Here is a 21,621-nt window from a genome sequence, read left to right as displayed (position 1 = left end):
CTCTTAGATATCAACAGGTAATTGAAGGTAAGATTGTTTATGCCTAATTGTTATATATAATTAAATGAATTGAATATAACAACATGTAACAATTTTAAAAGTTCGCAGTATTGAATTAGGTTTATTAAAATAAAAAATACATTTTTTCTTAAAATATATCTTTAAAATAATGAATTAGAAATAATATAAAATTTATAGCATAAATGTTGCACATGGGAGTGTCGGAGTTGATTTTAATACAAAAATTATTCGTTCTTACTGCAAAAAGGTCTATTCTGTTAGAGGATGCTTTCTCCGTCATGGCATTGCTCAGATTCCTCCTGTCTAATCTCACGTCAGTATAAATAATATGAAGGTGTGGCTGAATATTCAAAGTCTTGGGCATTTACTTAAAGTAATGTCCTATATTAGGACCTACTACATAGCAGGAAATTGACAGTTTAAGGAGAATTATTGGGGTTGGAGAGGAGGGGTTCAGTGCCGAAGGAACTAACACACTGGCATATAGCTCGCGAAGCGTGGCAAAGGGGAGTCCCGGCGATGGTTGGGGAAATCATTGCCAACAATCCTGCTCTATATTATTTTGGTGCGGTTGCCCATGATATTGCTTTCTATGATTTGTCCAAACCGACTGAAGCAAGTATCGAACGAGTTGCAAATCAACTCCATGGCGTGAATGGGGAGAATACCCTGCTCCCACTAATTGAAATAATGGAAACGGCACTTACTCAGAAGAATAAACATGCCCATCTGGCTTTTGTGCTTGGCATGTTGACACACTTTGTAGCCGACAGCACCTTCCACCCCATGGTTTATTATATGAGCGGAAACTATTTTGCTGAGGACCCGCTGGAACGGGGCAAGGCCGTGTTTCGACATCGTTTATTAGAAACTGCCATCGATCTTTGGTTAGAGACCATTGATCCAATCGAATATCCAACAGACTTGATTCATCTCTGGCGTGAGGTGGGAGAATCCGGGCGCCAAGCGTTTAAACTGTTTATTGGGCATTATGCTTATAATGAAGATAAAAGCATCATTGCGCATTTTGAGAAGGCATGGCGTAATCACCGCTTTCTTCAAACGGCTTTTAGCTGGTCAATCCCTTGGCGGGTGTTAGCTCTTTACCGACGTTTGGGGCATCCATCGGTAGAAAAGCTGGAAGCTTTGTTCTACCCACAGCCGCTGAACTTATCATTTTTCGATGCCAGTTTAGAGTGGCTACATCCTGTTACCGGTGAACCCTATGAAATGACTTTAGATCAACTCTATGATATGAGTGTTGAGAAGGTTATTAATTTATTTGAACAATTAGGTACATACTCAACGGAAAAATGGCCTCTAGTTCTCCGAGATCTTCCGCCACTGTCGCTTGACAGCGGATTATCCTATGTACCTGTAAAGCAAATGAAATTTTTTCGGCTAGAACCCATTGAACACCGTTTACAGGTATGATATAAAGAAAACCTAGCTTGCGCTAAATCACGGGCGGGCCGATGACTCGAACAAGGATGTTCGAAGTTAGAACATCGGTCTTGAGATGGCAGAAAACTATATTTTCCGACTTGGCATAAACAAAAAAAACTCCGAGGAAAGCTCGGAGTTTGGATTATTGTTAAGTACGTGAACATCATAAGTTATTGTGGAAAGTTATTGTTCGCTTTGAAATTGTCCATCATATCCATCTCATCATCGTTAACCTCATCCTCATTAGAGCATCCGCATCCCCGTGATATAATGGTATAGCCATACTTTTCGGATTTTCGACCCAGTATAAAAGCTACGATGAGACTAAGAACAAAGAACAATCCGTGGGCATGGTAGTGTTGTCTTTGACGATAAAACATTTTCAAATCCCTCCTTTAGTTTTAGAATGGCCCTTTCGGGTTGAATTCATCCAGAGAATTTAAGGAAATTAGCTTGGAGGCGTTATTGTGCATTATGATGTATTACTTTGGGATTTAGATGGAACATTGACAGACCCTAAGGTAGGGGTTACCCTATCTGTTCAATACGCCCTAAATCGGTTGGGTTATCCTCTTGGCGAGGTTGATGATTTAGATTGGATTATTGGTCCGCCGTTAAAAGAAAGTTTTAGAACCTTATTGCGAACGACAGATGAAACTCTGCTGAATCGAGCCATCACTATTTATCGGGAGCGTTATCGGGAGATAGGTCTCTATGAAAATACCGTTTATCCGGGGATCCCTGAGCTACTCGCTCAATTAGTGGAAAAGGGCTGTAAGCATTTGTTGGCGACATCAAAACCCAAAGTCTTTGCTGAAAAAATCCTTCAACATTTCTCACTGGATTCTTACTTTAGTGTTATCATGGGAAGCGAGTTGAACGGTCAATTTGTTGAGAAGGATGTATTGATTGCGGAAGTACTGAAAAAAGTGCCAGCAGGATCACAGTCTAAAACGGTAATGATTGGTGATCGCCGTTATGACGTCCAAGGCGCTAGAGCTAACGGTATTGATGTCATTTCGGTTGGATATGGTTATGGGACGATTGAAGAATTAAGCGTTGCCTCCCCTGATTTCATTGTTCCAAGCGTCAGGGATTTAGAGAAATTGTTATTATTTGACCTTGTTTAACTGGTTCATTCACAGCTGACACTCGACCATCACGGCGCCTTGCCATCCTGCAAGAAGGCTAATACGTGCGAAGACAGTGTCTTCGGGCGGTGTTTTAACCTCGAACGTCCTTGTTCGAGTCAATGATCTGCGGTCCCTTCTCGCCGTCCATGGCTACAGGTGACACTCGACCATCCATGGTCAGCGGGTAACGGACCGCAGCATCCAGATAAACATAATTCTCGTCCTTTTCTTGGCGTACCATTCCTACGATGCCGCTATCCTTCATTTCTTCTAGGTATTGATGTACAACAAACTGATAGGCACGCTCATCCCAGGGATCCAGGAAATCGGCTACTGTATTGAAATAGCGTTCTAAGGGAATTTTAAAATAACGATGATATATTTGGAGTGTTATGTTGTTCGCTGGATGCATAGAAATCCTCCTTCCTTTAGGGTTTAGTCTGGGAAAATAATCAAAGAAATATGTGTCAAAGTGAGGAAAGACGGAGGTTAATATGGACAAGGAAACCGAATCAAATTTAGCCCAGGTTGAGACCCTGCTTGAGAAACGAAAATTAGATTGGGTAGATCTTGCCTTGATTTTAGGTGGGATTGTTTTTATATACATCCTATTGGCTTACGGAACGTTCAGGATAATGGAGTGGTGGCCTCATGAACGTGTCTTAATGTATTTAAATGCGTTTATGACTCAGCTGTCCTTTGTATTTCTAATTTGGGTGCTGAAAAAAATGCGACATTGGGAATGGGCAGATTTTGGTTGGCAAGCTGTGTCCTTGAGAACAATACTATCAAAGGTCCTAGTATTATATGCCATAACTTGGGCCATCAATATTTGTTATGCCCTTGTTCTTTTAAAGTATGGGTTAAACCCTCCAAGCACGGATGTTTATAGCAAGTTGCTGGGGCAGAGCACTTGGTATACTTTGATTCTTAATTTGATCTTAGCTGGTGTCTTAGCTCCCCTAGTGGAAGAAACATTATTTAGAGGAATAGTTTTTGGAGGTTTACAAGCGCACTTTGGAAAATGGACCGCAGCTGTGATTAGTGCTGTCATATTTTCTGGTCTTCATCTCCAAGCTTATGGATTCTTTCCTCGTTTTATCTTAGGAATAGCTCTGGTTTACCTTTATAACAAGTACAGATCCCTTTATCCTTCTGTTGCGCTACATGCGTTAAATAACATTGTTGCTACACTGATCGCCGCAGGGTTATCGATTTAAAAAGGAGGATTTCAAGGTGAATCAACAACAACCCACTTTACAAATCGCTATCGATGGGCCAGCTGGTGCGGGAAAAAGTACGGTTGCTAAGCTCGTAGCGAAGAAATTAAATCTTTTCTATGTGGACACAGGTGCTATGTATCGGGCAATCGCTTATAAAGCACTGAAAAATGAAATTCAAATAGAAGATGAGCCACGCGTAAGTAAAATCGCTAGAACCACAGAGGTTGTTCTGGATCACTCGGAGGAAAGAACTGTATGGTGTGATGGGGAAAATGTCACGCAGGCTATAAGAAGTCCGGAAATTTCACGAGCTGTTCCAATTGTTGCGTCTTACACCGAGGTCAGGGAACGTTTGGTCGAATTGCAACGCGAGGAGGCAAAAAGAGGGGGGGTGGTTATGGATGGTCGTGATATCGGTACCCATGTACTGCCCGATGCTGACGTTAAAATCTACTTAACGGCAACCCTTGAAGAACGAGCGAGGCGTCGGTGGGGGGAACTATTAAATGCAGGGAAAAGTGTTTCTTTTAAAGAAGTGACTCATGACATGCAAAAACGCGACTGTCAGGATATTGGGAGAAAAGTTTCTCCGTTACAGCCTGCTCAAGATGCTGTCATTCTGGATACAACGGGCTTGAGTGTAGAGAGGATAGTAGCTAAAATTGTAGCGTTAACACGGGAGGACGAAAGATGACGTTATACGATTTTATAAAAAGAGTGTTTCGCTTTCAGTTCCGGTTAATGGGCTGGAAAATGCAAGGTGTAGAAAATATGCCAAGCGAAGGCCCTGTTATTTTAGCACTTAATCAAGTTAATTTTTGGGATCCTATTGTCGCAGCAAGTAGTCTGTCACGTCAGGTTTTTTTTATGGTCAAAGAAGAATTATTTTCGATACCTTTCTTAGGGCGGATTCTTTTAAAGCTTGGTGCCTTCCCAGTAAAACAAGGGCAGGGCGATATTAACGCCATCAGACAGTCTCTTGGGGTCTTAAAAGAGGGCCGTGTACTTGGGCTTTTTCCTGAAGGGGCACGATCAAAGACAGGGGCAAGCCCAAAAGGCCTGCCAGGAATTGTACTATTGATGGATAAAAGCAAAGCGTCTGTTGTCCCCATAAAGGTGCATGGAACACGGCACTTGCTTACAAAAGGATGGGGAAAGCTTGGAGTCGTGGTTGGTAAGCCGTTGACAGCTGAAATGTTAAAGGCTCCCGTAGGGGTGGAAAATCGTCGAGAATGGATTGCCAATCAAGTTATGCAGGCGATGTCGGAATTATCCGAGGCAAAGTAATGAATATATCTCCCACAAAATAGCAGGAATTTAGGAACAGCGTAGAGAATTAATCCACTTTATATTACGATATGGGGGGGTACTTGGTTTTGAAAGTTAAGCGGGCGGCTAAAGCCGGGTTTTGTTTTGGCGTCAAGCGCGCTCTGGATATGGCAGAACGAACAGTGGAAACCTCATCGGCAGTATCCCTTGGGCCACTTATTCATAATCAGCAGGTTGTGAAACGCTTAGCAGAACGCGGAATTCGTGTAGTTGATGATTTAGAAGAGGTAAGGTTAGAACAAGCTCTGATTATCCGGTCCCATGGTGTAGCCCCCATTGTTTATCGGGGGGCTGAAAATAAGGGTCTACAGGTTGTGGATGCCACATGCCCTTTTGTACAGAAGGCTCAACGGCTGGCTGCGGAGTCGGCTCAGATGGGACAACAAGTGATTGTTATGGGAGACAAACTCCATCCTGAGGTACAGGGAATTCTGGGCTGGGCTGGAGAAGATGCCATACCCATCCAAACAGTGGAAGAAGCGAAAGAACTTCCATTTTTCCCTCATTTAGCCGTTTTGGCGCAGACAACTCAGCTTACGGAAAATTTTGAGGGAATTGTCGAAGAACTGAAACTTCATACAGAAGATCTTACTGTTCACAACACAATCTGTAATGCAACGGCAGAGCGGCAGAAGGCAGCCCGTGAGTTAGCAGAAGAAGTCGACGTTATGGTGGTTGTAGGTGGGCGGAATAGTGCGAATACTCGAAAATTGGCGAGCATTTGTGCAGAACGCACGAAAACATATCTAATTGAAACGGCTGAGGAATTAGAAACCATCTGGTTTAAAGAATCTAAGAGTGCGGGTTTGACCGCAGGGGCTTCAACACCAGATTGGATCATTGAGGAGGTTTATCAAAAAATGTCTGAAATGAATGAAGAAGAAATGGATATGGCCAGTTGGGATAAAAGTTTTCAAGAACTTCATCTAGGTACCCGGGTTTCCGGAAAGGTCGTTAAAATTACTAATGACGAGGTATTTGTTGATATCGGCTGGAAATCGGAGGGGGTCATTCCACTAAAAGAGCTAACAGTGGCGAGGAAAGCACGCTCAGAGGATCTCCTATCTATCGGAGACGAAATTTCTGCCGTGGTTATTCGGGTAGAAAATGAAGCTGGGCATACAGTCCTTTCGAAGCGACAAGCAGATGAAGAGAGGGCAGAGGAACATCTGAAAAAGTTAGCAGAGACTAAAGAAGAGATTCAAGCAAAAGTCGTGGAGGTTGTAAAGGGTGGTTTGGTTGTTGATGTGGGAATACGTGGTTTCGTTCCTGCCTCTCAAGTCCAACTGGGTTATGTTGAAGACTTAAACCAGTTTTTGGGTCAAACTCTCCGCTTACGTATGATCGAATTTGATCCCTCCAAGCGGAAAGTGGTTCTTTCCCAAAAAGTAATTTTAGCAGAAGAACAGGCGATAAAGCGCAAGCATTTACTGGAAACCCTCAAAGAGGGTGACGTGGTAACAGGGGTCGTCCGGCGGATGGCCGATTTCGGTGCATTTGTGGATATCGGCGGGATCGATGGACTACTTCATGTATCAGACATGGCCCACACCCGGGTTCAACATCCCTCGGAGATTTTAAAAACAGGGGATGAAGTAGAGGTCAAAGTTTTAAAACTCGATCAACAAACAGGCAAGCTTTCCTTAGGTCTTAAACAACTCCAAGAAAGTCCTTGGGCTCAGGTGGCCGAAAAGTATCCCGTAGGTTCGTTAGTTAATGGTATCGTGGTGCGGGTTGTTACATTCGGTGCTTTCATTCAACTTTCAGACGGGGTGGATGGGTTAGTTCATATTTCCCAATTAGCGGATCATCGAGTTAATAAAGTGGAAGATGTTCTAAAAGTTGGGGATAAGGTTAGTGTTAAGGTCATTGAGTGTAAGCCAGAGGCGAAACGGATCAGTCTTAGCATTCGTGAGGTGATCAAAGACACAGCTCAGCAAAACGATGCGCAAGCGTTGGCTTCACAATCTGAAAGCAAACCGGTAACCATCGGTGATGTGGTGGGAGAAATATCTCCTACAGAAAACCGAGAGGAATAGTGGGAGTCAGGACGCAATTCCACTAAAGTGCTCTCTCAGCAAAAAACTTCCTCTGGCTGGGGTTGGATGGGGGCTTGGGTCAACGGTGGATTGAATGTACTTTGGGGTCTGTTATGCAAGCACATTTGTGTTCATCGACGCAAATGTGCTTGCATGCTCTTAAGTTAAGAGCGACGAGCATTAATTTAAGTTCAATATATATGGTAAATAAGGAAGGTGATCCAGACGGCTAAACGACAATTGGCGCCTATTGATTTCCCTATATTGTTCTTAACACTGGCCCTATTAGCATTTGGATTAATTATGGTACTGAGTGCTGGGGCAGTACGTGGGTTTAACGCTACGCAAAATTCCTATTTCTATGTTTTCCAACAGATGAAATGGATGCTTGTGGGTTTTCTCTTTGCGTTTATAGCTATTAAGGTTCCATATGTGTTTTGGCGGAGGTTCGCGGGCTTCGGTGTGCTGCTTAGTCTGGGATTACTAATCGCCGTTATCTTTACGGATAAAGGGATCGCAACCCAAGGTTCCGCTCGTTGGATTAAGATTGCAGGAATTACAGTTCAACCTTCTGAAATAATTAAATTAGCCTTAGTGCTTTTTTATGCTCATATTTTAGACCGATTCCCAGTCAAACAAGGCAAAGATTGGCGTATTCCATTGGGTATACTGATTCCTGTTTCAATTCTTATTTTAGGACTCGTTTATAAACAGCCAGACTTAGGGACAGCAATGGTTTTAGCACTCACGAGTGCAGTGATGCTGTTACAAACAGAACTTTCGTCGATCTGGTTTGTAGCTGCTGTCCCAACCCTTGGCATACCCCTTTTTTACTTTATCCATGGTTATCAATGGCAGAGGATTATGGTCTGGTTAGATCCTTGGAAATATGCTAAGGATATAGGATATCAGATTACAAATGCTGAAATCGCCTTTGGCTCGGGTGGCTTGTTTGGGGTGGGTTTGGGACGAAGCTTGCAAAAATACGGATTTCTTCCGGAAAATCATACCGATATGATCTTTGCGATGGTTGGAGAAGAGCTTGGTTTAGCGGGCACTCTTTTCTTAGTATTTCTTTTTATTGCGTTGTATGCACGAGCCTACTACGTTGTTCAGGAATGTCCGGATCGTTTTGGAAGGTTATTAGGCTTTGGACTGACATCAACATTGGCAATTCAGACAACTATTAATTTGGCTGTCGTTACAGGTGTGTTACCAGTCACAGGGATTACCCTGCCGCTAATCTCGTACGGTGGGAGTTCTCTGGTCATAACCTTGACGGAACTTGGTTTATTGTTAAACATATCTCGCTATCGCAAAAAAGTGGCTAAGAGTAACATTGAAACGAACCACTCAAAAGTTACAGTGTAAACTCGATCCAAATGGGAATAATATGGCTAGAAGAATCTTTCAAGGAGGAATTTGGCTTGATTTTTCCCTATGGAGAATGGGTTATCCTTTTCTTAGCACTGGCGACCTGGGTAGAAAAACGAGCGTCTCGGCGATTTTTCCTGTTGTTGACCATCGCCTGGTTAATAGGAAAAGGAGTAGAGGTAATCTTCCCTTCGACAATGCCTTGGCACTGGCATTTTGCACGTCTGGCGGTCATGTTGTTTTTCTGGGTATGGGCACTGCAACGCGCTGAGCGGAAAATATTTCCTTTCATTATTACAAGTTTTATTATAAGCATGGAGACGCTTTTTATTGTTAATGATCCTGGAGTTATCCCCTATGGATCTTGGTTTTTCATGGTTGCACTCGTATTAGTGGCTTGGTTGACTGCTAAGTGTTATTGGGGAGCAGCCGCCGCTTTTACAGGGAGTATTCTTTTGAACCAAGTTTTTGTGCGTTTTACCAATGAGGGGATTGTGAGGCATGCGGATTTTCCGGATGCGTTTGTTTGGAATTTCGGCGTGGGGATACTAGTCGTTTGGGCTGCACTTCGAATAGGTTGGCAATATTATCTGGCCAGAGAGATGCAAAAAAAGGCCGCCGATGTATTACTTGTGAATGGAGTCGCAACTTATGAACAATCGGAAGAACAAGAACTCCTGTAGCAGGTATGTTCGATTTGTAGTATACTTGAAAACGATTGAAGCTGGGATAATATGCCCTGAGCTGGAATGTCAGGAGGATGAAACATTTTGCCTAAAGGGCTTGTGGTCGCTGCAGTCGACCCAGGGAGTATTGCAGAAGAAATGGAGATCAAAGTCGGAGATCGAGTTCTGGCGGTGAACGAAGAGGAACTCAACGATATCATTGATTTTCAGTTGGGTATTTCGGAAGAGGAATTTACGCTGCTTATAGAAAAGGTGAATGGCGAACTTTGGGAGATCGAAATAGAAAAAGATCCTGGAGAATTCTTAGGCTTAGAGGTCGAGACAATCAGCGCTGAGGGTCTAAAACTATGTCGTAATAATTGTACGTTTTGTTTTGTGGCGCAAATGCCCCAAGGGATGCGGCCAACACTTTATGATAAAGATGATGATTATCGCCTATCGATTACACAGGGGAGTTTTATAACCCTATCTAATTTGAGTGAGGAAGAATTAACACGGATAATCTCTTTGCATCTTAGTCCGTTGTATATTTCTGTCCATGCTTGGAACCCAGAAGTACGTGCTCGTCTGATGAAAAATCCCCACGCCGGAAAGTTACCTGAGCAGATTCGGCGCTTGGTTGAGGCAGGAATTGTTGTTCACGCTCAGGTGGTCTTGGTTCCAGAACATAATGATGGAGACGTGTTGGTAGAGACTGTCGAGCGATTAGGGGAGCTCTATCCAGCAGTTCAATCGATTGCGGTTGTTCCGGTAGGGTTAACCCGCTATCGAGAAAAGCTTACGCCATTGCGTGGGTTCACTGCGGAGGAAGCGAGGCACACGTTAGATCAAGGTAACCAATGGCAAATGAAATTTTTCGCGCAGACAGGACAGCATGTTGTTTATTTTGCCGACGAATTTTATATTTTAGCGGGGCGAGATTTTCCTGAAGCCACTGTTTATGATGATTTTCCACAATTAGAAAACGGTGTGGGTATGGCACGAAAATTTATTACCGAGATCGAATCCGGTTGGAAACAGTTGCCGGAAACAATTCCAGAACGCCATATCCATCTTATGTCTGGAACATCAGCACGGCAATTTTTCGAGTTGCTGCGGGATCGGTTAATGGATCGAGTGAATGGACTGAGGCTCTCGGTACATACCATACGAAATGATTTTTTCGGGTCATCCGTTACCGTTGCGGGATTACTCACGGCTCAAGATATTGCTCTTCAATTAGGAGATTTGAGTGGGGAGGAGTTTCTAATTCCGCGCGTGATGCTCAAAGCAGACGAAGATCTTTTTCTCGATGACCGGAGCGTTCAATGGTTAGAGAATGAGATTAAAGGCAAGGCGAGTATTGTTGAAAACAATGGCCTCGCATTTTTGGAACATGTGATTGGATATTCTTTGGGAGGTGAAATATTTGAGTAAACCTGTTGTGGCTATTGTGGGCCGTCCGAATGTCGGGAAATCTACATTGTTTAATCGTATCACTGGTGGACTTGTCGCTATTGTAGAGAATATGCCTGGGGTGACGAGAGACCGTCTTTATCGAGATGCAGAATGGCTTGGACGGAAATTTGCCTTGATTGATACCGGGGGAATCGAATTTAAGGATGAAGGGACGCCAATCGCTTCCCAGATGCGCAGGCAAGCAGAGATCGCCATGGAAGAAGCAGATGTCGTTATTTTTGTCGTGGATTCTCAGATATCGCCTACATCGGATGATGAATTGATAGCCCGCACGTTGCGTCGCTCTGGAAAACCTGTAATACTCGCCGCAAACAAAGTCGAAGATTTTGAAAAAGTAGAAGGACAACTTTACGACTTTTTAAGTCTGGGATTAGGGGAAGCGATTCCAATTTCCGCAGTTCATGGCATGAATACTGGGGATTTGCTTGACATGGTTATCTGGAACTTACCGGAAAACAATGAAGAAGAGTATGATCCCGATGTAATACGTATTTCTGTCATAGGACGTCCAAATGTGGGAAAATCGTCCTTGGTCAATACGATGCTTGGAAAAAACCGAGTCATCGTTAGTAATATTCCGGGAACAACCCGGGATGCAATTGATACCCCCTTTGAACACGAAGGGAAGCATTATATCCTGATTGATACCGCAGGAATGCGTCGTAAAGCTCGGATCGATGAACTTACGGAGCAATATAGTGTGGTTCGTTCTCTTCGTGCAGTCGATCGCTCTGACATGATCCTTATGCTTATAGATGCTGTAGATGGAGTCACAGAACAAGATAAGAAGATAGCAGGGTATGCCCACGAGGCGGGCAAAGCAATTATTTTGATTGTTAACAAATGGGATCTCGTTGAAAAAGATGAGAAGACCATTAACGTCTTCGAAAAGACGATTCGTGAGGAATTAAGTTTTATGCAGTATGCGCCAACGATGTTTATTTCTGCAAAAACTGGTCAACGAGTTAATAAAATCTTAGAACTTGTCGATTTCGTGGTTGAACAAAACTCAACCCGAGTGACGACGGCTACTTTGAACACATTACTCAGAGAATGGCTTCATCTTAATCCACCCCCTTCCGATAAAGGACGGCGCTTAAAGGTCCGTTATATTACTCAAGTGGGAGTTAAACCGCCAACGTTTGTTTTCTTTGTCAATGATCCAGAACTAATGCACTTTTCCTATAAACGATATTTAGAGAATCAGATGCGCAAGCATTTTGGCTTTGAGGGTACTCCGATTCGAATTGTAGTTCGACAAAAAGATGAAGAAAAGGAGTAAGTCATGCCACGCTACCTTATTTTTATCCTGACGTATTTTCTAGGTGCCATTCCTTTTGCCTATTTAGCGGGGCGACTCAAAGGGATTGATGTACGTCGGCATGGCAGCGGAAATATGGGTACGACGAATGCCTTTCGCCTTCTAGGGGCTAAATTTGGTATCTTAGTATTGCTTGGAGATGCCTTAAAAGGTGCATTATCCGCCATGCTTGGTTACTGGGCCTTTGGACCTTGGGGAGGGATCATTGGAGGATTACTTGCTATGGCGGGTCACAGCTGGAATCCGTTGTTTGGCTTTCGGCCGAGCGGCAAAGGGGTTGCCGCGGGCTTTGGTATTATTACCGTATTAATGCCTAAAATCATGGTAATCGCAATTGTCCTGTTCCTGCTAGTAGTCGTAACGACACGCTATGTCTCTATGGGTTCTGTAGTAGGCGCTCTCACGGTTGCTATCGGAGGTTTTGTTTTTTCGGAGCCGATTGCCTATAAGACTTTCGGCTTAATCGGTGCATCAATCGTGTTGATTCTTCATCGTGCGAATTTTCGACGTGTGTTACAAGGAACAGAGCATCGGTTTGGCGAAAAGAAGATATGATGAAGTTCGTTGTTCGAGGTTGCAGGATGTGGTCATATGCCTATTCGAACCACGAACTACGAACATCGAGTAAAGGGGGAGTAAAAGTATGGCAAATGTAGCGGTTTATGGGGCCGGGAGCTGGGGGAGCGCTTTAGCGGTGCTTTTAGCAAATGCTGGTCATCAGGTTTCGCTCATCGGACGACAACCGGATGAGATGGAACGCTTGAAGAAGCAACGCGAAAACGCACGGTATTTGCCGGGCGTTGTTTTGCCTCCGGGGCTTCTACCAACAACGGATCTTACGCTTTTAAAGGCTGATCTAGTTGTTCTTAGTGTGCCTTCCCATAGTGTTAGAGAGGCTGCTCGTATGATCAAGCCCTACCTCAGGCCGGGATGCATTGTGGTCAATACTGCTAAAGGGATGGAAGAAGGAACGCATCTTCGCCTCTCAGAGGTATTGACTGAGGAGCTTCCGAAAAATCCGATTGCTGTGTTGTCTGGTCCTAGTCATGCAGAAGAAGTCGGACGGGATATGCCTACCACGGTGGTAGTTGCCTCGGATGTTGGAACCGCAGAAGTGGTTCAAGACCTGATGATGACTCCGAAATTTAGGGTGTACACAAATCCAGATGTCATCGGGGTCGAACTCGGTGGGGCCTTGAAGAATGTCATTGCTTTGTGCACCGGGATTGCAGAAGGGTTGGGGTTTGGCGACAACACCAAAGCGGCTCTAATGACTAGAGGATTAGCGGAGATTGCACGTTTAGGTGTGGCTCTAGGGGGACATCCATTGACTTTTGCTGGGCTGTCTGGCGTCGGAGACCTTATTGTTACGTGTACCAGCTTGCATAGCCGAAATCGTCGAGCAGGTGTTGCTCTTGGACAGGGTAAGCCATTAGAGACAGTGCTTAGAGACGTTGGGATGGTGGTTGAAGGCGTAAGGGCAGCCAGAATAGCCTATCAACTCAGTGTAGAAAAACAAATTCCTATGCCGATCACCGAACAAGCCTATAAAGTTTTGTTTGAAGGTGCTGATACGAAAGTAGCAGTCGCAGATTTGATGTTACGTGGGAAAACCCATGAACTTGAAGAAGTTGTTGAGATGAGTTGGTTGAAATAACATACATATTTTTGGACTTTGCTTCATAGACGTAGAAGAGGTTGTTTAAATACCTTTTCTGCGTTTTTTGTTATTTGTCATATTTACCCAAAGGCGCCAATATACTTATACTGCTTAATGTGCTAGTCCGGTCATCGGGAATCCACGTGTTACGGGGGGGTGGAAGGGGAGAGAAGGTGGAGGCCCTTCCCCAAATTTTGGGACAGCACTCAAAAGGGAGGGAATTTACTAATGGAAAATCTAGACATTTTCAGGGATATTGCTGAGCGTACAGGAGGCGATATCTACCTCGGTGTCGTCGGGCCTGTGCGAACAGGAAAGTCCACCTTTATCAAACGCTTCATGGACCTTTTGGTCCTGCCAAACATCCAAGATGCATTTGAGCGGGAGCGGGCTAAGGATGAACTTCCTCAAAGCGGGACAGGAAGAATGATCACGACGACAGAACCCAAGTTTATTCCATCAGAATCTGTGGAAATCATTGTGAAAGACTCAATTCATATGAATGTTCGCTTAGTCGACTGTGTTGGTTACAGTGTTGAAGGCGCTTTAGGGTACGAGGCAGAAGATGGTGAAGAACCTCGCATGATGAAAACATCATGGAGCGATGAACCTATGTCTTTCCAGGACGCGGCTGAAATGGGTACACGTAAAGTCATCACGGATCATGCCACGATCGGTGTTGTGGTTACGACAGATGGATCAATTACGGATATTCCACGTGAAGCTTATCTAGAGGCAGAGGAGCGGGTCATTTCCGAGCTCCGTCAACTGGGAAAACCGTTTGTGGTTATTTTGAATACAATTCGGCCTTACGCGGAAAATACGTTAGAATTATGTCGTTCTCTTGAGGAAAAGTATGAAATACCAGTGATTCCTGTGAATGCTCTTGAAATGAAACAGGAAGATATCACTCAAATTCTTGAAGAAGTACTTTATGAGTTCCCCGTTGCTGAGGTCAATATTGATCTGCCAAAATGGGTTGAGGAGCTCGACACTGCTCATCCAATTCGAGCTGCTTTTGAGGAAACTGTGCGCAAAGCAATCGACGGTGTACGGCGTTTAAGAGATATCGATCAGGCCTTAGACGCTTTGACAGAATGCCAATATGTGCAAGATGTCCTCCTTAAAGAAATGAACTTGGGCACAGGGATAGCGAATGTTGAAATGACCGCTGTCGAGGGGCTCTTCAAAACCGTCCTCCAAGACCTTACAGGAATAGAAATTGAAGGCGATCACTCCTTGCTCCGTTTAGTGTTAGACTATAGTAAAGGTAAGTCGGAATGGGATAAACTGTCAGAGGCTATTGCTGAAGTCCGAATTAACGGTTATGGCGTTGTGACACCTCAACTTGAAGAAATGTTCCTCGAAGAGCCAGAACTTGTCAAACAAGGGGGACATTACGGCATTAAGCTCAAAGCCAGTGCTCCGTCGCTGCATATTATCAGGGCAGATATCACGACAGAAATTACGCCCTTAATTGGAACAGAAAAACAAGCTGAGGAACTAGTAAAGTATATCCTTGATGAGTTTGAAAGTGATCCCAAAAAGGTCTGGGGATCTAATATCTTCGGAAAATCCTTACATGATTTAGTTCGTGAAGGGATCCAAAATAAACTATACAGAATGCCGGAAAATGCCCAACATAAGCTCCAAGACACCTTACAGCGAATTGTTAATGACGGCAGCGGAGGCCTTATCTGCATCATCATCTAATGAAATCTGCTATTTGAACTCGTTCAGATAAACCTGAACATCGTGGCTTCGGATGGTAAGAATAGTTTCGGTGACGATAGTGTTTAATGACGATAGTGTCCTGTGGACACTATCGCCGAAGGCGCACGCTCCATAGAATACTAAACGCCTGAGGATTACTATTGCCTAAGGCGTCCGTAAGGATTCTCCGAAAATATGCCGCTCCAAAACCAACAAATTCGTTTTGGATTAGTTGCGTCGAAGCCTAAATCCCAGATAGAACAAATCGCGGTGAAGAAGGGTTTACCTCCACCGTAACAGTCCCTTAGTATTCTAACTTAATAGAAGAGACTTTTGGATGCGGATACGTCTAAGAAACTGAAAAGGTCGAAGTAACTGCAATATTAAAAGGAACGTATAGGTAATCTCTCAGATGTGAGGCCTAAGGTTCCTTTTTTGTACTTGTCAGACCTCCTTGCCCATTTCTCAAATGTTCGTGCAAATTACTATTCTTGCCAAACGCATACAGATTGGCTTATAATTAATGCGTCTAACATTTAGGTGCATGATCGAGGGAATAGATAGGGGCGATTTGGTGATTGGCAAGACAAATGATTTTTTAATTGTCAGTAAAAATATATTGCCGGAAGCCATTTTGAAGACCGCTAAGGCGAAAGAACTACTTGTCAAAGGTGATGTCTATACGATCAATGATGCCGTGGAACGTGTAGGGCTTAGCCGAAGTGCCTATTACAAATATAAGGACGGCGTATTCCCCTTTTACGAGGCGAGTAGGGAGAGGATCATAACCATTTCCCTCATTCTCGAAAACAAAGCGGGAGTGCTCTCTCACGTTCTGAATTTTATAGCATCTGTCAAAGGCAACGTCTTAACAATTAATCAAGGGATTCCACTGCAGGGAATTGCCAATGTCTCTGTTTCCATTGAAACCGCTGGAATGGCAGATACTCCCGAAAATCTGTTGTCTGGACTTGCGGAAATCCATGGTGTTAGAAAGATAGAAGTAATCGGTCAAACTTAGGGTTGCTTTTTCCAACGGAATATGATATCTTATAAAAGTCCTTCATCTGAGGACATTATGTCGGGGCGTGGCTCAGCTTGGTAGAGCGCTACCTTGGGGTGGTAGAGGTCGCACGTTCAAATCGTGTCGCTCCGACCAGTAATATCAAGGCTTTCAGCCTTTTAGATAGTGAAAAATGAAGTCAAAATACTCCAGTAGTGCAGTTGGTAGTGCAATTTGAAAAATAGTGCAATTAGAAAAGTCCTTCAAGCTTTGAGGGGCTTTTTTCGTTTTAACAAACCATCTAGATTGTACACAGCTTGTCTTTTTATCTCTGGCATGACATGGGCATAGGTGTTGCCAGTGGTTGATATGTCAGCATGTCCCATTAATTCTTGAACAGTTTTGAGATTTTCTCCATTCTCTAATAATCTTGTGGCGTATGTGTGGCGAAGTGCATGAAGATTGATTTCCTTTGATATTCCTGCCTGAGTCCTTATGGAATAAAATCGTCTAGTGAAGTTTCGGGGATAAATGATAGTGCCTTTTATAGTTGTGAACACAAGTCCTTGATCTTGGTACTCTGCTCCAGCCACTAGCTTTTCTTTTCGCTGGACAATTCTCCATAAACGAAGGGCGATAGCGGCCTCTTTAGGGATTGGTAATGTGCGTTTTGATTTTTTTGTTTTGGGAGCCTTAAAAATTAATCCCTCTGCATTAGTTCTTGAAATTGCTTCCTTTATCGTTACTGAATAATTTCTTAGATTAATATTTTCCCATTTTAAGGCTAATATTTCTCCTTGTCTTAGTCCTGTTCCAAGAGCTAACAAAAAAGCGGATCTCCATTTTGGGCCGATCTTAGGAGAATTCAATGTCTCTATGAATTTGTTCATCTCATTAACAGTAAGTGCTTTTGCTTCTTTCTCATTCAGTTTAGGTAAGGTAACCCCTTCGCATGGATTCCAACTTAATAGATGGGTGTTTTTTGCCTTTTCCAGGCATGAGCGAATTATCTGGTGATTCCTGCGTACGGTTGCAGCTGCTTTCTTATCATTGATAAGTAGGTTATAAAACTTCTGGATGTCATCGGTTTTTAAGCTCTTAAGTGGAATAGTTCCTAAGTTTGGCATGATAAGGTTTTTGATTGATCGATTGTAGTTCTCCCAAGTGGATAGTTCTAGTTCAAGCTTTTTGTAGTTATCCATCCACGTGGTTATCCATTCGCCAAAAGTGATATTAGCTTGTTTCTGAAGGTCAACTCCTTTATCTAGCTCGGCCTTTGCTAACTTCATCTTATCCCGTACTTCATTCCATCCATTACCGTAAAAACTACGCCGAATAGGTTTATTTGTCTCGGGATTAGTACCTATAATGAGTTGCCCTTTCCATTTACCCTTGAGTTTACCATCATTGATTTGATAAATTGAACCTTCACCGTAGGGATTCTTCCTTCGTCCTTTCTTTTTCTCTTGATCTTTTTCTTTGGTTTTCATTTTAACCTCCTTTAATCGAAATAATCAATCATTTCAGTTGGTACGCCATTTCTGAGAAAAAAATGTTCAATAGTCTCGCCATAATATATATTGGTAGAGGATAAAAGTAACTGAACTGCAAATTGATTAGCTTGTCTTTCGTATTTATCTGTGTTTAAAAACGAATGTTCATCTAAGAAAAATCGATTTAGGCCCCTGTGAAGCCTGTCGTGTGCCAACTCGTGAGCGCATATGAAACGTTGCCAGTGGGAATTTAGCCTGGAGTTAATCACGATAAATCGGCGTCTGAGTTTACTATAATAAATGCCACGGGTGTGCTCGCCTAGGTCAGCAAAACGGATATGGATATTAAGATGATCAGCAAGAGTGAAGGGGCAATTAGTTTTATACTTACGAATTAAATTGCTTATAAGCTTGTCCATAATTTAAAAAGCACCCCTTTAATAGAAAAACGGCACCATGAATTATTTCTTGGTGTCGTTCGTGCTGTCAGGATTCTTTTTTCGTTTGTTCATTTGTTTCGCATCCCAAAATAGTCCGGTAAGAACGTCTTTGATTCTCTGGCGGTCTTCGCTCTCGATAGGGATACCGTCAAACATGAGGTCATCATCTTCTTCAAGCATTTTTTTAAAATCACGTTTATCTTTTGCTGTTGCCCAGGAAGGAGCAGGGTTACTAGGTTTAAAATTAAGAATATAGTTCGGTGTAACGTTATGAAATTTGGCAATCTTTTGGAGCATTTCGATATCTGGCTTAGCTATATTGTTTTCCCATGAATTATAGCGAGGTCTTTTTACATCTAAAGCATCTGCCATCTGATCTTGTGTAAGTCCTCTTTTATTTCTTAATTCAGTAAGAATATCACCAATCATAAAATAACGTCCTTTCTTTCCGATAATATAATTATCAAATATAATTAGAGGTAAGGAGGTGGATATGAGGAATGCAAAAAAAACGCATCTTCTTCTCCGAGTGCCGGAAGAAAAAGGGCAAACAAAAAGACGTTGCTAAGGATTTAGGTATCTCTGAGGTTTATGTCCGAATGATTGAGAATGGAACATTTGCTCCTGGCAGGGATTTAATGTTCAAAATATCAAAGTACTTTAATGAACCTATCGAAAGTTTATTTTCCGATTTTTATCAAAGTTAGGAAAGAGGTGAAAAGTACTTGGATGATAATATTATTATCTATTTAGTATTATATGTGATAAAAATATTATCGTCAACATTTCCAAGGGTTATTTTTTTAATGTCCTTATTGATAATTTAATTATCACAATGTGCATAGTGATAATTAAAAAGTGGAGAAAAATAAGTTGAAAGGACGTGTAGATAATGGCTATTAAACTAAGTGAAAAAGTTCATCAAATGATTCCTGCTGAACTTATGGAAAGCATAAACCATGAATTTTATGATCAATCGTGTATGGACCGTGAGTTAATTATTTTAGAAGCGGAAAGCTTTGAAATTGAAGGAAAGATGAGAACTGAATTTCTAGGCTACATTGCTTATGAATCTGGAAAACCGATTTGCTATGTTGTCATTGCGTGGGAGTCTGGAGACGTAAATAAATTACTCTACACTCAGAGAATCTCAGATAGATATTTCCAAGAATTTAAGCGCTTAACAAAGGGGGTTAAATCACAATGGGCCGTATAACCTCCGATGCGATACCCTATGATTCACTGCCTGACTTCCTCACCCATAAAGAACTTTGTCAATACTTACGCATAGGCCACAACCGAGCCTATACCTTGTCTCAACGAATTGACTTCCCCAAAGTACCCTTCGGCAATCGATACGTCTTCCCTAAACAGCAAGTCAAAGAATGGATGGAGAGACAAGCTGAAACCCATAGGAACCCCAAAGCATTAAAAGCACTCGGTAAATAATTTACTGAATGACTTATCTTAATGGATCAGCAAATTTCATTGGAGATTATGGAAGTGGAAGTGGATCGTAATGTAAAACATACTTCCATAATTTTTAGTGGCAGCGCAATGTCGAAAAAGGAAGTGTATTAGAAATGAGATTTATTGATGTTCCGATCATTATGTATTACGAAACACAAGGTAAACAAAAGTGTTTGGAGTTTTATCCTGTTTCTTATTCTACTTTAAAAAATTCTAAGGAAGTTTCTTTTGGTATTCCTCAAAAGGTTCAAAAAATTATTAAGAGAAAATCCTTTAAATTAATTGAGATTCCATGTAGGACTTATGATGGCTTAAACCTTCAATATACTGAAATGGGTAGATCAGTCAATAATGAGAATTTCTTTTTGCACTTCAAACCATTCCGATAAAATCCATTTTTGTAAGCTTGTAATTGGATCAGCTTCCTAGAAACAAACATATTCCAGGGAGCTTTTCCCGTCTTCATTAAACAAGAAGGAGTGAAAAGACAATGAATTACTTAAGAGACTATTGCTTGCAAGTATTGGTAGAGAACATATGGCTGAACTATAGCCTAGTAAGAACCCTAGAACGATCTATATCCATGGCCTTTGAAGAACTTAATGGCTGCACATTTCGAGTATTGCAATACAAAGACGGGAATTGGATTGAATGTCTCATCAGCGGGTCAATGCTCTCAGTTGAAAATAAAGATTTTCGAGTCCTAATGGCGTAGTGGGGTTATCTATGCGAAGTAAACAACAATGGGAAGTCTCGGCCTATTGTCCCGAATGCCGTCAATCGTTTCCGATGCTAATTTCTACCGACAACGCTCAACTTGACTTATACAAAGACTACTTAACAAAAATGCTCATGGATGGTCGGCCCGTATCCAAATGTGAGAAATGCGGCGCCAATCATGAAGGCTTTGTGATTAAACCAATCTATACAAAACGATCTTCTTGAAGGGTGGTGAAACCATCAAGACCCCAGCTTACACCTTTTGCATACTTTGCGGACGTTCCTGCACTGAAGAAGACTGGGTCGTCTATGACGGCTTCTCAAAGCTGTGCAAATGCCGTGACTGCATGTCAGATGTCAACCGCACTAAAAGAACCTTGGGCCGTTCCCTTCCTACGCCCAAACAAACAATGTCGCGCCACAAACCCCCTGGATATCTAAAAGATCGTATGTGTTTGTCAAGTATAAAACACATGCATCGTAATTTCATTTTTTATGCCTTGACAAACTGTACGTACCCAAATGCTGAAGCCCGAAGGGAGTCTTTCCCCTAAAACTCAATCAGAATAATTCAGAAAAAAGACTTCCTTCTGCCCTTGCGGCGAGCAACGTCCTCTTAGACCCCAAATTTCACTTACAGAAGACCTAGGGGTAAAGCCTGGAGGGTTTCGACCGCAGGGAGAAAGTCCGATAGGACCGAGCCGAATAGGCGAGCCTGGAAGGGTTTCTACATACTCACCCAACAAAACGTTGCCATGACCCAAAGTTAAACCCAAACCCAACCCCAAAAAACAGGAGGTAAAGCCCATGCAAAAGCAAATCTCCTTCGAACTAAATCCAACCCAAGAGCTAGTGCCCCCGGCAAGTAACACGGGGGCACAATCTACGGGTCAGCGCATACTCATCGACTGGTTCGCCTTCACACTCCCCCACGGCTCCAAAATCTTCGACGTCCTAAATATCCCCGGCAAAGAATGGGTGCCCATCGAAACCAAAGCCATGGGATATGACCGCATGTATATGCACGGACAAATGAAAGTCTATGAATCCGAACGAGAAGACATGGGAGTCCACTGCGAACTCAGTGGAAAT

The 21,621-nt window shown here is 42.7% G+C and carries 26 protein-coding genes and 1 tRNA gene; 22 read left to right on the top strand and 5 right to left on the bottom strand.

All coding sequences use genetic code 11. From position 1 onward, the window contains the following. Positions 1-477 precede the first annotated feature (477 nt). Positions 478-1,455 (top strand): zinc dependent phospholipase C family protein, encoded by a 978-nt coding sequence (locus DSBG_RS13235; RefSeq protein WP_068964793.1) that lies wholly within the window; start codon positions 478-480, stop codon positions 1,453-1,455. Positions 1,456-1,637: 182 nt separating this feature from the next. Here DSBG_RS13235 and DSBG_RS13230 read toward each other — a convergent pair whose 3' ends face one another. Continuing rightward, on the bottom strand, positions 1,638-1,847 hold the full coding sequence (locus tag DSBG_RS13230; RefSeq protein ID WP_068964792.1) for a hypothetical protein: 210 nt from the start codon (positions 1,845-1,847) through the stop codon (positions 1,638-1,640). A gap of 87 nt (positions 1,848-1,934) precedes the next feature. On the opposite strand from DSBG_RS13230, the gene DSBG_RS13225 reads away from it, so the two are divergent. Then, positions 1,935-2,597: an HAD hydrolase-like protein gene (locus DSBG_RS13225; protein WP_083236858.1), complete on the top strand. Its 663-nt coding sequence runs from the start codon at positions 1,935-1,937 to the stop codon at positions 2,595-2,597. 94 nt (positions 2,598-2,691) lie between these two features. On the opposite strand, the gene DSBG_RS13220 is transcribed toward DSBG_RS13225, so the two are convergent. Continuing rightward, a complete protein-coding gene (locus tag DSBG_RS13220) occupies positions 2,692-3,012 on the bottom strand; it encodes a hypothetical protein (RefSeq protein WP_242877616.1) in 321 nt (106 codons plus the stop codon). An 82-nt stretch (positions 3,013-3,094) separates the two neighbouring features. On the opposite strand from DSBG_RS13220, the gene DSBG_RS13215 reads away from it, so the two are divergent. From DSBG_RS13215 to DSBG_RS13155, 13 genes are all read left to right on the top strand, one after another. Beyond that, entirely contained in the window at positions 3,095-3,820 is a 726-nt protein-coding gene (locus tag DSBG_RS13215; protein ID WP_068964790.1) for a CPBP family intramembrane glutamic endopeptidase, read from the top strand. A gap of 16 nt (positions 3,821-3,836) precedes the next feature. Further along, positions 3,837-4,517 carry a (d)CMP kinase gene (cmk, locus tag DSBG_RS13210; RefSeq protein ID WP_068964789.1) on the top strand — a complete coding sequence of 227 codons (681 nt, stop codon included), beginning with the start codon at positions 3,837-3,839 and terminating at the stop codon, positions 4,515-4,517. Then, positions 4,514-5,110 carry a lysophospholipid acyltransferase family protein gene (locus tag DSBG_RS13205; RefSeq protein ID WP_068964788.1) on the top strand — a complete coding sequence of 199 codons (597 nt, stop codon included), beginning with the start codon at positions 4,514-4,516 and terminating at the stop codon, positions 5,108-5,110. The genes cmk and DSBG_RS13205 overlap by 4 nt, the downstream gene beginning before the upstream one ends. Before the next feature lie 89 nt (positions 5,111-5,199). After that, on the top strand, positions 5,200-7,191 hold the full coding sequence (locus tag DSBG_RS13200) for a bifunctional 4-hydroxy-3-methylbut-2-enyl diphosphate reductase/30S ribosomal protein S1 (protein ID WP_068964787.1): 1,992 nt from the start codon (positions 5,200-5,202) through the stop codon (positions 7,189-7,191). A 216-nt stretch (positions 7,192-7,407) separates the two neighbouring features. Then, on the top strand, positions 7,408-8,562 hold the full coding sequence (ftsW, locus tag DSBG_RS13195; RefSeq protein WP_068964786.1) for a putative lipid II flippase FtsW: 1,155 nt from the start codon (positions 7,408-7,410) through the stop codon (positions 8,560-8,562). A gap of 56 nt (positions 8,563-8,618) precedes the next feature. Further along, positions 8,619-9,248 carry a hypothetical protein gene (locus DSBG_RS13190; protein WP_242877615.1) on the top strand — a complete coding sequence of 210 codons (630 nt, stop codon included), beginning with the start codon at positions 8,619-8,621 and terminating at the stop codon, positions 9,246-9,248. Positions 9,249-9,335: 87 nt separating this feature from the next. After that, positions 9,336-10,667: a DUF512 domain-containing protein gene (locus DSBG_RS13185; RefSeq protein WP_068964784.1), complete on the top strand. Its 1,332-nt coding sequence runs from the start codon at positions 9,336-9,338 to the stop codon at positions 10,665-10,667. Further along, positions 10,660-11,991, top strand: coding sequence for a ribosome biogenesis GTPase Der (gene der / locus DSBG_RS13180; RefSeq protein WP_009615354.1), 1,332 nt, complete (start codon positions 10,660-10,662; stop codon positions 11,989-11,991). Before DSBG_RS13185 ends, der begins: the two co-directional genes overlap by 8 nt. A 3-nt stretch (positions 11,992-11,994) precedes the next feature. Beyond that, positions 11,995-12,585 (top strand): glycerol-3-phosphate 1-O-acyltransferase PlsY, encoded by a 591-nt coding sequence (gene plsY / locus DSBG_RS13175; protein WP_068964783.1) that lies wholly within the window; start codon positions 11,995-11,997, stop codon positions 12,583-12,585. Between the two features lie 88 nt (positions 12,586-12,673). Next, positions 12,674-13,687, top strand: coding sequence for an NAD(P)H-dependent glycerol-3-phosphate dehydrogenase (locus tag DSBG_RS13170; protein WP_068964782.1), 1,014 nt, complete (start codon positions 12,674-12,676; stop codon positions 13,685-13,687). Positions 13,688-13,918: 231 nt separating this feature from the next. Continuing rightward, complete coding sequence (gene spoIVA / locus DSBG_RS13165) at positions 13,919-15,403, top strand: stage IV sporulation protein A (RefSeq protein ID WP_068964781.1); 1,485 nt, start codon at positions 13,919-13,921, stop codon at positions 15,401-15,403. Between the two features lie 544 nt (positions 15,404-15,947). Continuing rightward, complete coding sequence (locus tag DSBG_RS13160) at positions 15,948-16,424, top strand: ACT domain-containing protein (protein WP_068964780.1); 477 nt, start codon at positions 15,948-15,950, stop codon at positions 16,422-16,424. 61 nt (positions 16,425-16,485) lie between these two features. Continuing rightward, positions 16,486-16,562: transfer RNA gene (locus tag DSBG_RS13155), tRNA-Pro, on the top strand. 107 nt (positions 16,563-16,669) lie between these two features. Here the strand turns inward: DSBG_RS13155 and DSBG_RS13150 are convergent. The 3 genes from DSBG_RS13150 to DSBG_RS13140 are packed head-to-tail and all read right to left on the bottom strand — an operon-like array spanning position 16,670 to position 18,768. Next, positions 16,670-17,896 carry a tyrosine-type recombinase/integrase gene (locus DSBG_RS13150; RefSeq protein ID WP_068964779.1) on the bottom strand — a complete coding sequence of 409 codons (1,227 nt, stop codon included), beginning with the start codon at positions 17,894-17,896 and terminating at the stop codon, positions 16,670-16,672. Positions 17,897-17,907: 11 nt separating this feature from the next. Further along, positions 17,908-18,318, bottom strand: coding sequence for an ImmA/IrrE family metallo-endopeptidase (locus DSBG_RS13145; RefSeq protein WP_068964778.1), 411 nt, complete (start codon positions 18,316-18,318; stop codon positions 17,908-17,910). Between the two features lie 42 nt (positions 18,319-18,360). Beyond that, the gene (locus tag DSBG_RS13140; protein WP_068964777.1) at positions 18,361-18,768 is read right to left on the bottom strand and encodes a helix-turn-helix domain-containing protein; all 408 of its coding nucleotides are present in this window, start codon (positions 18,766-18,768) and stop codon (positions 18,361-18,363) included. Positions 18,769-18,839: 71 nt separating this feature from the next. Between DSBG_RS13140 and DSBG_RS13135 the strand changes: the two genes are divergently transcribed. From DSBG_RS13135 to DSBG_RS13105, 7 genes are all read left to right on the top strand, one after another. Then, a complete protein-coding gene (locus DSBG_RS13135; protein WP_068964776.1) occupies positions 18,840-19,046 on the top strand; it encodes a helix-turn-helix transcriptional regulator in 207 nt (68 codons plus the stop codon). Between the two features lie 185 nt (positions 19,047-19,231). Then, a complete protein-coding gene (locus DSBG_RS13130; protein ID WP_068964775.1) occupies positions 19,232-19,555 on the top strand; it encodes a hypothetical protein in 324 nt (107 codons plus the stop codon). Continuing rightward, a complete protein-coding gene (locus DSBG_RS13125) occupies positions 19,543-19,788 on the top strand; it encodes a helix-turn-helix domain-containing protein (protein ID WP_068964774.1) in 246 nt (81 codons plus the stop codon). The genes DSBG_RS13130 and DSBG_RS13125 overlap by 13 nt, the downstream gene beginning before the upstream one ends. A gap of 134 nt (positions 19,789-19,922) precedes the next feature. After that, the gene (locus DSBG_RS13120; RefSeq protein WP_068964773.1) at positions 19,923-20,198 is read left to right on the top strand and encodes a hypothetical protein; all 276 of its coding nucleotides are present in this window, start codon (positions 19,923-19,925) and stop codon (positions 20,196-20,198) included. A 101-nt stretch (positions 20,199-20,299) separates the two neighbouring features. Continuing rightward, complete coding sequence (locus DSBG_RS13115) at positions 20,300-20,524, top strand: hypothetical protein (RefSeq protein WP_068964772.1); 225 nt, start codon at positions 20,300-20,302, stop codon at positions 20,522-20,524. Positions 20,525-20,535: 11 nt separating this feature from the next. Continuing rightward, a complete protein-coding gene (locus DSBG_RS22510) occupies positions 20,536-20,754 on the top strand; it encodes a hypothetical protein (RefSeq protein WP_141694313.1) in 219 nt (72 codons plus the stop codon). 582 nt (positions 20,755-21,336) lie between these two features. Further along, positions 21,337-21,621: hypothetical protein (locus DSBG_RS13105; protein ID WP_141694312.1), on the top strand; the 285-nt coding region annotated here is incomplete at its 3' end.

Source organism: Desulfosporosinus cupriresistens (assembly GCF_001707885.1).
Taxonomy (GTDB): Bacteria; Bacillota; Desulfitobacteriia; order Desulfitobacteriales; family Desulfitobacteriaceae; genus Desulfosporosinus.
This window is presented reverse-complemented; position numbering and strand designations above follow the sequence as displayed.